The 13,011-nt window shown below is 36.6% G+C and carries 15 protein-coding genes; 7 read left to right on the plus strand and 8 right to left on the minus strand.

The features are described from left to right. Positions 1–108: 108 nt before the first annotated feature. From RI844_RS17595 to RI844_RS17605, 3 genes are all read right to left on the minus strand, one after another. Positions 109–825, minus strand: coding sequence for a DUF4386 domain-containing protein (locus RI844_RS17595; RefSeq protein WP_348395951.1), 717 nt, complete (start codon positions 823–825; stop codon positions 109–111). Between the two features lie 169 nt (positions 826–994). Beyond that, entirely contained in the window at positions 995–1,408 is a 414-nt protein-coding gene (locus tag RI844_RS17600; protein ID WP_348395952.1) for a DUF6326 family protein, read from the minus strand. A gap of 330 nt (positions 1,409–1,738) precedes the next feature. Next, positions 1,739–2,860, minus strand: a complete 1,122-nt coding sequence (locus RI844_RS17605; protein WP_348395953.1) for a succinylglutamate desuccinylase/aspartoacylase domain-containing protein — start codon at positions 2,858–2,860, stop codon at positions 1,739–1,741. Between the two features lie 100 nt (positions 2,861–2,960). Here RI844_RS17605 and RI844_RS17610 point away from each other — a divergent pair, with 100 nt between their 5' ends. Continuing rightward, positions 2,961–3,284 carry a DUF2956 domain-containing protein gene (locus tag RI844_RS17610; RefSeq protein WP_348395954.1) on the plus strand — a complete coding sequence of 108 codons (324 nt, stop codon included), beginning with the start codon at positions 2,961–2,963 and terminating at the stop codon, positions 3,282–3,284. A gap of 78 nt (positions 3,285–3,362) precedes the next feature. Continuing rightward, positions 3,363–3,614 (plus strand): DUF1145 domain-containing protein, encoded by a 252-nt coding sequence (locus RI844_RS17615; protein ID WP_348395955.1) that lies wholly within the window; start codon positions 3,363–3,365, stop codon positions 3,612–3,614. 43 nt (positions 3,615–3,657) lie between these two features. Here RI844_RS17615 and RI844_RS17620 read toward each other — a convergent pair whose 3' ends face one another. Next, positions 3,658–4,464, minus strand: coding sequence for a crotonase/enoyl-CoA hydratase family protein (locus RI844_RS17620; protein ID WP_348395956.1), 807 nt, complete (start codon positions 4,462–4,464; stop codon positions 3,658–3,660). Positions 4,465–4,476: 12 nt separating this feature from the next. Then, a complete protein-coding gene (locus RI844_RS17625; RefSeq protein WP_348395957.1) occupies positions 4,477–4,899 on the minus strand; it encodes an MAPEG family protein in 423 nt (140 codons plus the stop codon). Between the two features lie 162 nt (positions 4,900–5,061). On the opposite strand from RI844_RS17625, the gene RI844_RS17630 reads away from it, so the two are divergent. From RI844_RS17630 to RI844_RS17645, 4 genes are all read left to right on the plus strand, one after another. After that, a complete protein-coding gene (locus RI844_RS17630; RefSeq protein WP_348395958.1) occupies positions 5,062–5,361 on the plus strand; it encodes a hypothetical protein in 300 nt (99 codons plus the stop codon). A gap of 62 nt (positions 5,362–5,423) precedes the next feature. Further along, positions 5,424–6,641 (plus strand): hypothetical protein, encoded by a 1,218-nt coding sequence (locus tag RI844_RS17635; protein ID WP_348395959.1) that lies wholly within the window; start codon positions 5,424–5,426, stop codon positions 6,639–6,641. Further along, positions 6,625–7,545, plus strand: a complete 921-nt coding sequence (locus RI844_RS17640) for a metal ABC transporter solute-binding protein, Zn/Mn family (RefSeq protein ID WP_405054424.1) — start codon at positions 6,625–6,627, stop codon at positions 7,543–7,545. Before RI844_RS17635 ends, RI844_RS17640 begins: the two co-directional genes overlap by 17 nt. 15 nt (positions 7,546–7,560) lie before the next feature. Next, positions 7,561–8,319, plus strand: coding sequence for a metal ABC transporter permease (locus tag RI844_RS17645; protein ID WP_348395960.1), 759 nt, complete (start codon positions 7,561–7,563; stop codon positions 8,317–8,319). 188 nt (positions 8,320–8,507) lie between these two features. Here RI844_RS17645 and RI844_RS17650 read toward each other — a convergent pair whose 3' ends face one another. The 3 genes from RI844_RS17650 to RI844_RS17660 form a co-directional block, all read right to left on the minus strand. Continuing rightward, positions 8,508–9,536 (minus strand): CvfB family protein, encoded by a 1,029-nt coding sequence (locus RI844_RS17650; RefSeq protein WP_348395961.1) that lies wholly within the window; start codon positions 9,534–9,536, stop codon positions 8,508–8,510. A gap of 67 nt (positions 9,537–9,603) precedes the next feature. Next, the gene (locus RI844_RS17655; RefSeq protein WP_348395962.1) at positions 9,604–10,059 is read right to left on the minus strand and encodes a tellurite resistance TerB family protein; all 456 of its coding nucleotides are present in this window, start codon (positions 10,057–10,059) and stop codon (positions 9,604–9,606) included. Positions 10,060–10,089: 30 nt separating this feature from the next. Then, entirely contained in the window at positions 10,090–11,655 is a 1,566-nt protein-coding gene (locus RI844_RS17660; protein WP_348395963.1) for a diguanylate cyclase domain-containing protein, read from the minus strand. Positions 11,656–11,789: 134 nt separating this feature from the next. Between RI844_RS17660 and nagX the strand changes: the two genes are divergently transcribed. Next, positions 11,790–12,938: a transmembrane glucosamine N-acetyltransferase NagX gene (gene nagX / locus RI844_RS17665; RefSeq protein ID WP_348395964.1), complete on the plus strand. Its 1,149-nt coding sequence runs from the start codon at positions 11,790–11,792 to the stop codon at positions 12,936–12,938. The last annotated feature ends 73 nt before the right edge of the window (positions 12,939–13,011 follow it).

Below are 13,011 nucleotides of genomic sequence, written 5' to 3' on the forward strand. Positions count from 1 at the left end.
AAGTTCACCCCCATTTACCACTCAGTAAAGGTCAGTAAATGGCTAGTAATGCTTAGCTACGCTTGTGAGCGCAGTAAGCAAAATTTAGCTTTATTAGTTGTCGTTGATTTATTTATTAGGCGTATTGTCACTGTCATTTGGAAAGTTTATGCCCATAGTTAACAGCCAAATACCCACTCCCAGTTCAAAAAGAGCACCAGGAAAAAGCACGAACATTGCCTCGCGAGGTAAGTCAGGTATAAGCAGTTTAGCTAGAGGGTACAGAATCAAGCTCGAGTAAGTAATAATTCCCCATACTGACCAAGCTTTTGGTATATAACGAGTTTTAAAAAACAAATAAAATGTAATTACACCCGCAACTCCCATAGAAATCCAGCTATATTCATACGCAGGCACTCTAAAGCTTGAAGCTACAACAACTATTGTGTGTAATTGCTCCAAATCAAACATTTCTAAGAGGTATGCTTTACTCGATAATGCCAGTATTGCCATACTGATAACAACAGCAATTCCGCCAATAATTATCTCGACTAATCTAAGGCATAAGGCTGTTTGTGCTAGTTGCTTATTTACTGATTTTAGAACAACATAAAATGACACTGAAGCCATAATAACACCAAGAAACATTATTATTTCTGCCGCGATTCCTAGTCGAAAATGCATTTCGTTTTCAAATAAGCTGTTTGCTTGCATAGCGCCTATATCAGACAACTTAGTATTCAATAAAAAGTTATTAACCAAGCCTGCGACAGTAAAAGCAATATAAGAAAAACCTGCTATTCTGGCGTATAAATTTTGAATGTTTCGTTCAGATTCTGTACTCATTTTACATCTCTATTAGTTTTTAAATTAAGTGTTAAAGTTAAATTTTCTATTTATCTTCACCTTCTGCTGGTTGTCATTCATATTTAGCACCTAGGGCTAGGTAAGAATTGAAGTTCAACACTGTCGCTTATGCAGTAAACGATTTGGTACTTCTCGTTATGATTTCAAACTACGACGCAGTTTCTTGTTTCCAAGTTACAGCTAAATAAATAATGAATAAGCCGGTACAAATCTCAAAAAAACTAAAGAGCATATAGTGAAGTGTCGCGCCCCCCATAGCTACTGTAAAAGCTTGGACTGAAGTGGTGATGATGCCCGCAACAATATTAAAATATTTGTTTAGCGTGAAAGTTAAGAACTTAGATAAAACAATCATGATCATAGGGACCTGCATTATCACGGCAAAGACTAATAAAAATTCTTCAGTGATCTTCATACCACCTACATCACCAGATAAAAAAGCCTCTAAATAACTTGCAAGATGTAAAGTCATCACATCGCAAAAGATATAATTCACCGTTAGGAAAATCCAAAGATAAGGTAATAGGTTTTTACGATTGCCATCCCATTCAAAAATTTTCATATCATTCCTCTTTTTAAGTAATAGGTTTTGATATGAAAAGTGCCTCAATTTAGCCGTGTTGTCGTTTAAATGGGCCTATTCGAACGTATTTTTCAATTATTTTTCAAAAATTTGCACCTTTTGCTGCTTGCTAAAGGTTTAGGGGGTAAGTCTGTTGATTTTTTAAACGACTTATTAAATGCCGATTCGTTTCTTCAATACGAAAGCCATTTATAAAATAGAAAAAATCAGATGCTGTTTATTTTTCACATTGGCAGTCAAATTATTGGTAAGTATTAACAACTGCTTTGTCGCATCAGCTGACAAAATACATCCATTCCATTATAAAATTTAGGGCAATGGAAAATAATTAATAAAACATTTATATAATTGCGTACCGCATAATACTGACGCAGAAGGGAAGTGTAGTATGGTGATTAAATCTTCAGGCGCGTAAATATAACTCACTGCATTGTCATTATCTAAATCATCTACGTTTAGCATTTTTGCGAGTACATCACCTTTTTTTACATGCTGTCCAGGTTTTACATTATATTCAACAATGCCACCTTCTTGGGTGTACAAAATTTTATAGTCTTTGAGCATTACTGCGTACCGATCTATATTTTCTGGCTGTATGTCAGTGTCAATTAGGCAGTTCTTGTAATTAAGATAGGCCAAAATACCTTTTGCATCATACTGGCCCGAGTCAAAATTAATGACTTCTTGGCTGCCCATTTCCAGGGTAAATGCTTCAACCGGAATAGGCCATTGGTGTTGTGGGAATTTTTCAGAAAGCTTGTCCGCTAGTGTCCACCAATGACAAAACATGGCTTCGTCCAGAGCGCCGTTAAATTGATTTGGTATGAATATAACATGGGGGATATTAAAATATTTCGCCGAGTCTTTGGCATATTCCGGCACATAAATATGCCTGGTTGCTACAGGACCATTATGTAAATCGATGACTATATCGGCATCAAATGCTTGCGCTTGCAGCTGAAGATTTAAGCGCGGTGCTAAACCAATACCCCATTCTTTATTGAGCTCAGCTTCTATGGCTTGTTTTACCCATAGACGAAAATCGCGTTTTATATCATCAAATGATACATCTTCAGTCACAGTATCAATAAAGTCATTGACTAATTCTTCTTTAAAGTAATATCCGCGATTCCAATTTTGACCATTGATGGGATCAAAGCGTCCTAAGGTATATTCACCTGATTTGATATTTGTGCCTACGGGGTTACAGTTTGGTACTAAAACCACTTCTCCGCGAATAGGGGTACTTTTTAGATATTCAATAAGGTGATATATAACCACGTTACCTTGTACCTCTGCCCCATGAATAGAGCTTTGAATATACACTTTAGGGCCAGGCTCTTGTCCTTTAAAACGATAAATGGGCACATTCATTTTGCGCCCCGATGCGTTCGAGGCGACAGTTAAATGTTCTTTGAAAAATTTATTCATGGCTTAGCCTAATTCGATCTACATATTTGTATACTTGCTCTTAGTTTAAAGTTTATTATTAATTATTAAAATATCTTAATTTGTTAAAAGAGTAATAAATTTGAATCGAAATAGTAAAGACGTATCACCTGAAACAGTAAACTCTGCAGCTGCAATTGCTAAAAGCACCCAAAAGCCAGGGCAAACTAAAGAGCAAACGAAGCTAATTGCGCAAGGTATTCAAAAGGGTATTGAGCAATATAAAAAACAGCAAAAAGCGAAAGCTAGAGATGCTGATAAAGCGAAAAAAAAGCAACACAAAGCGAAGTTGCTCAAAAGTGCATCTATTGAAGCCGCAGTTGAAGACGTTAAGCCTGCAACGTTACCTTGGCTGTTGTTAGGAATTTCTTGGCTGTGCTTTGCTGCCTACATCCTTTTTGTTTAATTGGTGTGGTTGCTAGTAATTGCCTTTTTGACATAAAATCAGTCTATTCGCATTATTCGAAATGTATTAGGAGTCTATATGAAATTAATGGTTGTGGCGTTGTGGTTAGCCTGTTTTTACAATTTGGTTGCACCATTTGAGCAAGGGCTAGAGCAAGTTTTTCATTGGGTACTGATAGTGTTACCTATTGCTCATTTACTTGAATGTATTATTTTCAAGAAAAGGGTAGAAGAAGCCGAAGGTGATAATATGAAACATTACTTACAAATTTTAGTGTTTGGTGGTGTTCATCTATTACACCTTAAAAAGAAAACTAAAATAAAAGCCTAACCTCACTAAGTAAACTTAAATATCAAATCAATTACAGACAAAACTACCAATTTTGCCTGTTTTCAAAGTTTGTAGCCTGTTCTGGTTTAAGTTGTTTATTTACAGCACGGCGCTGGTTTTTTCCTAATATTACCTTAATTTGATACCAGCTTTCTTTGGCAAGTATATGCCAAGATTTTTTGTTCCAGGTATTGTTGTAAAGCTTTTTAACTGCGGCAACAGAGTCCGGTGAGCGCTCTGCAAAAGGTTTAATAAACTGCTGTGCTGCTTGATAAGGATCGTCTGCAATTTGGCTGATCAGTCCATAACCAAGAGCTTGTTCAGCAGGAATTATTTTCCCAGTCATGGCAAGTTGTTTGGCTACATCAATGTTTACTAGTTCCCTTAATGCCAAGTTAGCGCCCATATCGGGAATAAGCCCCCATTTAGCTTCCATGATAGACAAAGTGGCATCAGGAGTGGTTATTCTAAAGTCAGCGCCAAGGGCAATTTGTAAACCGCCGCCCCAACACCTGCCTTGGATTATAGCAATTACCGGTACTGGAATTTTACGCCAATTGGTACTTACCCGTTGCGCTAAGTTCGAACTTCCAGGGATAAATTTAAACAGCAACTTTAATATATTAGATTTTTCATTTAGTACTGATTTAACATCTAACCCGCTGCAAAAATCTTCGCCATTTCCACATAAAAACACTGCTCTTATTGCTTTGTTCTGACATAATTTTTTACTAACTTTATCTAATGCCTGAAACATCGCCATATCTATGGCGTTATGTTTATCTGCTCTGTTTAAACGCACTATTGCGATATTGTTTTCGATTTCTAAAGTAATTCGCTGTTGGCTCATCTGTTTATTCCGTTAAATTAGACTAATGAAAATATTTACTAATAAAGCCCATAAGCACATAGAGCTCAACATATAGACTTTAAATCTTTGCATCACTCTATTATTAGTACATTGAATAAAGCTATGTATTATTCTAAAGGCTACAAATCCCCAGGCTAAAAACGTTAAACTTGCTGAATCTAGTTCAGTGATTAACGCTAAAATAATAAGCCCATAAAAAATTACCGGTAGTTCAAATAAATTTTTTAAATTATTCGCCGGTCTATTTACTTCTTCAGGTAAAAGCTCAGGTATCTTTTCCGGTGAGCTTAACTTTTGCGCATTAATTTTATGCTTGATTACATAACGTAAGCGCAAAATATACATGTTTATCCAAACGATAGCGGTAAGTATCATAAGGGTTAGCATTGGCAGAATAAGGGGAGATGCTGTCATTCGAATTTAACTCTTTGTTAACATGAATATAGCCTAAACTATTTTTGTTGTTGATACATAGCATATTTTGTTTAGTAAATTTTTTAAGTGTGATAATATCACAAAATAAATGATGTTTTTAATTCAAATCCGAACCTCTGTTCGGTAATAAATCTGGCTAATATGATTTTTAAACGCTTACAGCAAACTAATAAAATGCTATCTGCAATTGTTATTGTGGCTATTTTGTTGTTTGCGCCATTAGCCAAAAGTACTCATTTAGCCGAGCATGACTTTTCTATTGATGATGTTCACTGTCACATATGTTTAGCAAAGGTTATGGATGACGATGACTATATCAACAGCGATGGTATACGCATTGAGAATCACTATTTTTCTCAAGTTTATTTTCAAAGCTATTCACTGTTATTAAAAGTTAAATCAAGACTTTACTCGCCACGTGCACCTCCTAAGTTTCTTTAAATAATTGGCCATTACTCATTATGGTATGAGTGATTTAAACAATATTTTTTGGAATAAATTTAATGAAATTAAGTAAAATAACTACTGCGGTAGTTTTAGGTTTAGCTGTTGTTCAAGTGCATGCTGCAACTGATGATATCAATGTAAGTGCTATTATTAATGTGGGTTATACCGAGCGTGAAGACTTTCAAGGCATAGCTGGTTATGGTGTAGATGACCATGCTGCAGGATTAAAAAACGGTTTTTGGACCGATCATACTGAAATAGCCATTAGTGCTCCTATTGATGATATGTTTTTCGGTAAACTAACTATGGTGTTAGATGAACATGAGGGCGAGACTGAAGTTGAACTTGAAGAAGCATTTATTCAAACCACCGCTATGCCTTATGACCTGTCTTTTCGCGCTGGTCGATTTTTGTCAAATGTTGGATATTTAAATGGTAAGCATGCTCATACCGATAGCTTTGCAGACAGGCCATTAGTTTACCGGGCTTTTATGAATGGCCATTATTATGATGACGGTGCACGTTTATCTTGGTTAGCCCCAACTGACGCGTATATTGAGTTAGGTACAGAGGTTTTTAAAGGCGCAACAATGCCTGCTTATTCTGATGGCGATGGTATTGGATCGCATTCATTATTTGTAAAAACCGGTGGTGACTTTGATGAATCACACAGTTGGCAATTAGGTGCATCTTATATTGGCTTTAAAAACGATGAAGAATTTTGCAGTAGTCATGACCATAGTGAAGATGAACATGAACCGCATGCATTAGAAGACGAGCATGGTGAAGTATTTGGCGCTTGTGATTTTAGTGGCGACAAAGACTACTATATTGTCGACGCTACATGGAAATGGGCACCTAATGGTAACTATAAATATCAGAATTTTACCTTGTCAGCCGAATACTTTTTTGTTGAAGAAAAAGGTGAATTGCATCATGAAGATGATCATGAAGAACACGTTAATGTATTTGAAGATGAGCACCACCACGATGAACTTGACGCCGAGCATAGCGGCTATTATGTGAGCGGTGTTTACCAGTTTACCCCTAATTGGGCTGCAGGGTTACGTTACTCTGAAATTGACTTTGAAGAACCTTATTCTGACGGTTTTAAGCCTGCAGTTTCAACAGCAATGTTGGAATACCGTCACTCTCATTTTTCAACTGTCAGACTACAATACAGCCAAGAAAAATCTGTTGAAGACTTCACGGATGATCAAATAACGTTACAATTTAACATGGCATTAGGAGCTCATGGTGCACATCAATTTTAAACAAAAAATTGCTCTAGCTTGCGCAGTGTTGCTGATAACTACGTTACCTGCACAGGCGCAATTAAACATATTTGCTTGTGAACCTGAATATGCTGCCCTTGCCAAAGAAATAGCAGGTGAAGAAGCAAATATCTTCAGTGCAACTACAGCTAAACAGGATCCTCACTTTGTACAGGCCAGACCAAGTCTAATATCTAAAATGCGCCGTGCTGATGTGGTTATTTGTGCTGGCGCCGATTTAGAAATTGGTTGGTTGCCCATGCTACAAATGAAATCAAATAATCGCGACGTACAATCTACTGACAAAGGTCTATTTTTAGCCTCTGATCATGTTGAAAATCTCGATGTTTTGGTTAACGTTGACCGCTCAATGGGTGATGTACATGAATTAGGTAACCCGCATGTACATTTAGATCCATTTAGAATTTCTAGTTTGGCAGAGTCTTTTACGACTAAACTTGTACAATTAGATGCTAAAAATGCTGCACTTTACCAACAAAATTTAGTAAGTTTTAGCGAGCGTTGGCAAGTTGCGACGTCTAAATGGCAGCAACAAGCAAAGCCGTTGCAAGGAGTGAAAGTGATTGCTTACCATTCCTCTTTCAAGTACTTATTTGAGTTTTTAGGTATGCAACAAGTTGGTGATCTAGAGCCTAAACCGGGTTTACCACCAACAAGTTCACATTTACTCAGTGTGCTAGATATTGCGAAGCAGCAACAGATAAAGCTAGTGGTTTATACTACCTATCAAGATGAAAAAGCAGCAAACTGGTTACAAGATAAAACTGACATCGTCAGTTTGCAGCTGCCTTATACGGTAGGTGGCAATGATCAGTCTCGCGACCTATTTACTTTGATGGACCAACATATCTCTATGTTGTTACTGGCATCACAACAAAAATAAAAAGGCTAAGTGCTAATGGTTGAATTAATTGATATTTTATTGCCGGCATTTGTGGCTGGCCTGTTAGTGCTTAGCACACATGTCCCTTTAGGCTATCAGGTATTAAAGCGCGGTATTATATTTATTGATTTGGCTATTGCTCAAATTGCAGGGCTTGGCGCTGTAGTCGTGCAAACAACCGATATTGGTCACCATCTCCCTGGTGCCAGTTATATCGTTGCTGCGCTGTTTGCCTTAAGTGGTGCTGGCGTTATTGCTTTATTTGAACGCTTTGCTAAGCAGCAGTTAGAAGCCCTGATTGGCTGTTTGTATGTATTGTCAGCAACTGGCGCCTTTTTATTACTTGCTAACGATCCACATGGCGGTGATTTATTAAAGCAAGTGCTATCAGGTCAAATTCTCTGGGTTACGTTTTCAGATCTATATCTTCATATGGTGCTATACGCAGCCATTATTGCACTTATGACGTTTAAATCAGCGCTATTATCGGGCAGGTGGTTTTACTTTGTTTTCGCTATTGCTATTACTAGCTCTGTGCAAATGGTTGGTGTATTTCTGGTCTTTAGTACGCTAATTATTCCCGCTTTAGCAACTGTTAGGTTAGCAAGGTTTAATACTCGTTTTGCTTACCTAATTGGTGTGCTGGCATACCTGATTGGTTTAGTCGCTTCAGCTACATGGGATTTACCAAGTGGTGCTGCAATTGTATGGTCTTTAGCGATGGTTGCGATCATTATCACTTTGCTGATGAATAAAACCAAATTGGTTAAGTAATTAATTAACGGTTATACGACATCAGAAAAAATACTCCGTCATCCCCCACGAGCGTAGCGAGATGAGGGATCTCCAGCCGAGTATCGTGCTTTGGAAGTGTATTTTTTTAAACCACAGTTTGCATCAGGAGATCCCACCCAAAAGCACGGTGGGATGACGGTTTATTTTTTCAAGTTTATATTCGTACTCTACTTAGAGTTATTTTTATATGGAGATGATTTACCGGCAACGGTTTTTTTATGCGTTTTCGGCTTAGCTGCATTACCCCTTTTGGAATCAGGCTTTTTAGCATAAGGCTTGCTTGATGTTCCGCTAGCGCTTTTACCTTGGTTGTGTTTACCTTTATTTGGTTTCGACTCAGTAACTGGCTTTTTCGGCTGTGGGTTTTTAACAAAGCGAATGCCGTCAGCTTCAATGCTTACTCGCCCATGTTTGAATAAATTACCAATGGTGCTTTTAAAAGTTTTTTTGCTTACGCCAAACGTTTGTTGAATAAGCTCAGGTGAGCTTTTATCGTTGATTGCACTAAAGCCATCATTATCTTGTAAATAAGCAATAAATGTTGGTGCAAAGTCATTCACTTTACCTATACCTGGTCGTGTTAGGGTTAAATCGACTCGGCCATCAGGGCGCATGGTTTTAATATAACCTAAGATGTTTTTGCCAACTCTTAACGGCTGAAAAATCTCGTTGTCGTACAACAAGCCCCAGTTCCTATCATTAATAATCGCTTTAAAACCAAGGTCAGTTTTGTCACCAATAATTAAATTAACACGTTCGCCAATTTCATAATTTGCTGGCCATATATCTAAATATTTATCTAATTTGCTCGATGCAGCAATACGATCAGTTTGTATATCGCGATAAATTTTCACCAAGTAGTATTTACCTACCACCATTTTGTGATGCTGCTGATTATAAGGAACCAATAAGTCTTTTGGTAAGCCCCAATCTAAAAAGGCACCGGTATTATTTACTTGCAGAACTTTTAAGCTAACAAAATCGTCAACTTGGCCTTTTGGTGTTTCAGTTGTAGCGATAAGACGGTCATTAGAGTCAAAGTAGATGAATACTTCAACGTTATTTCCTTCCATACATCCTTCTGGCATGTAACGCGTAGGTAATAGTATTTCACCTAAATCAGCGCCATCTAAATAAGCGCCAAACTCAGTAAGTTTTACGACCTTTAGCGTATTGATTTTGCCTATATCTGCCATTGGGGTTCCTAGTATTGGGTAAATTCGCGCAATTGTAGCATGATGCTTTAATTTCCGCGGGATCTTTTTACAGTTCAGCCTGCTGATTTTGGACTTTTAATTTACACTGAATGAATTCTCCATGACGTAAATGCAATAAATCAGCAATTCGCCTGATGATATGTTCTTCTATTATATCTAAATGACCATCGGCGTATGCGACTTGCCATAATAACTCAACTATCTTTATACGGTCACTTAGTTCGTAATGTTCATTAATTAATGTGGTGTACCGAAAAAAGTCATTGGCATGATGCGACTCATCTTCTGCGACGGCTAATACATCCTGCACTTCATGTTTATCAAGTTGAAATTGAGATTGCAGTAATTCAATAACCTTGTGCTTTTCATTATCTTCAAATTTGTGATCGGCCCGCATTACTTCAAACAGTAATACCGCCGTAGCAATTTCTAATGATAAAGTGTTATTTACAACATTATCTTGTTGCAGGTTTTTTATAAAAATTCGAATTTTAGTGAGCATGATTTACCGTTCTTAATGTTGAGTTAAAGATTATTTATCGAAGACTATTTTAGCTTGATTGCGACCATTATTTTTGGCCTGGTACAACGCATTATCTGCTATACCAATAGCGCGAACCAGGTTCATTTTTTCTGTACTTTTTCGCGGCGGCGTCATTAATGTAGCGCCGATACTTATTGTTATTGATTTTGATACCGAAGAGTCCGGATGTAAAATTTCGAGCATTTCGATACTTTCAATCATTTCTGTTAATTTCATTTTCAAGCCCGCTAACTCTATACCGCTAAATAGAATAATAAATTCTTCGCCGCCATAGCGAGCAACCATGTCGTTAATTCTTCTTGAAGATAATGTTAACGCTTGTGCTACTTTCACTAATGCATCATCTCCCGCTAGGTGACCTAAAGAATCATTATATTTTTTAAAGTAATCAATATCACACATTACGATGGCAAATGGCGTTTGATTACGCTGTAAATGGGCCCATTCTTGGGTGAATTTTTTCTCAAAAGCCAGTCTGTTTGGAATTTGAGTTAAAGCATCAGTTAATGATAACTCTGACAGTTGCTGTTGTTGGGAGTTCACTATTTCAACCATATGGTTGAAATGTTTAACAAGTAAATGAAACTCTCCTATTCTGCTTCTATGATGCAGTTTGATCAAATTCTGTTTGTCATTCATGTTAGTAATCGCGGTATTTACCTGCAGCAATGGTTTTACTACCTTGATTCTTATTAGCCAGAAAATAAGCAACATAATAATCAATTGGATTAATAAAGTGATTAGCAATTCTTTAGTTAATAACGTTTCTTTATAAACATTCAGATGAGTAATTCTTAACACTAAACTAGGAATACCCATTTCATCTTGTAAAACACGATATTTTATTTGTTCGATTGTAGTAACATTTGAAATTTCGTCTGACAGAATTGGGTAATCCTGAAAGTCGTCCGAATAAGGCAAAATAGTTAATTTAATTTTTACTTGTTCTTCTAGCTCTGAAACAAAGTTTTTGTCAAAACGTTGCAGAAATAATAAAAATCCATTTGTTTGTTCTGTTATATCACTGTCATATATAGCAGTTAATGCATACACCATTAAGCCTACATTAGTGTTTATAGTACCAACTAATGCTTTATCTGTAGTGCTAGCTTGTTTCAGTAACCCCGCATGGATAAGTTTTTGTTCAATTAATAGTTGTTTAAAATCCAACGGCTTTAATGTCATATGGTCTAAGCCTTTTTGAAAAATTGTTTTTCCGGAAGTGTCTAAAATAAAGGCGCCATCGATCTCTAAGTTTTGAAATACGTTGGTCGAAAAATTGGTATCAATATAGTCATCATTTGGTTGGGTTATATAATTATAAGTATCTTCCAAAATTGCATAACCATAATTCATTTGAGCGAGTGCATCGCCCATATGAACTGTGGTCGATATAATTCTATCCAAATCTCGGTTTTGTAGCTTAAGTACTGCCAATTTTTCATTAGGGATCTCAACAAAAAAACGATATCCTAACGAGATTGTTAATAAACAAATGGATAAGACTACGAGTATCACAATTGAAAGCGAACTTAATGAGAGTTGTTTTTTCATTCTGTTATGAGTTATTCCAATACGATCAATTAATCTACAATAAATGTTAAAATATTCAAATATTTACAGTTAGTTAATTATTACTTACACAGTATAGTGTACAAATAGAACTTTTATATACAGGCACAATAAAAATGACGGAAAATGTACAAGCGGTCGTAGATAAAACCAATAAAAGTAAGCGTTTATTATCTATTGATGCGTTGCGTGGCTTCGATATGTTTTGGATTTTAGGGGCTGAGGGGGTGTTTGCTGCATTATTTTTAATTACCGGGTTATCTGTTTTTAATGTTGCTGCAGAGCAGATGTTGCATACCACATGGCACGGCTTCACCATGTACGATTTAATTTTTCCTTTATTTATTTTACTTTCCGGTGTTAGTTTAGGGCTTGCAGCTAAGCCCATATCATTATATTCGGCAGTTGAACGAAAAGCTAAATATAGACATGCGTATAAACGACTATGTTTATTAGTGTTACTAGGTATTGTTTATAACCATGGCTGGGGCACTGGTATTCCAGCAGATTTTGGCGAAATAAGGTACGTTAGTGTACTTGGCCGTATCGGTTTAGCCTGGTTTGTTGCCGCCATGTTGGTTTGGCACTTTAAAACTAAAACTCAACTTTACATCACAGCCGGCATATTTTTCGCTTATTGGTTTATATTGGCATTTGCCAGCGTTGGTGATTTTGGTGGTGGTAATTTAGGGGCTAATTTCTCAATAAATGCATGGGTTGATCAAACAATGCTGCCGGGTATTCGTTATCAGGATTCAGCAGTTGATCCGGAAGGATTATTGTCAAATTTAGGCTCCATTATAAACTGTTTAATTGGTGTGTTTATTGGCCGCCTAATGAAAAGTCAAAAAGATATATCGACAGTTTTATTGCGAAATTTATTGATAATAGGTTTTTTTACTTTGAGTCTTGGATGGTTATTGGATCCAGTTTTACCAGTAAATAAAACATTGTGGACACCAACATTTGTATTGGTAACTTGTGGTTGGAGCGTATTATTTTTAGCGCTGTTTTATTGGTTAATTGACATGCTTAACTGGCAAGCATGGGCAAAGCCTTTTGCCATCATCGGGATGAACTCTATTATTATTTATTTAGGTACGGCTCTGGTAAATTGGAAGTACATCGTTGATAGCTTGTTTGGTGGGATTTTAACTTCCCTAAGTGATGGTTGGCAGGCATTGTTGGCGATTGTGTTTTTATTGTTGCTGCAATGGTTGTTGCTAGCCTGGATGTATAGAAACAAAATATTTATTAAAGTCTAATGCGCCATCATTTTTTCAGGCAATAACAAAAGGGTCCAAAAATAATATTATTGGACCCTTTTGTTATTTATGT

The organism is Thalassotalea fonticola (genome assembly GCF_032911225.1).
GTDB lineage: Bacteria > Pseudomonadota > Gammaproteobacteria > Enterobacterales > Alteromonadaceae > Thalassotalea_A > Thalassotalea_A fonticola.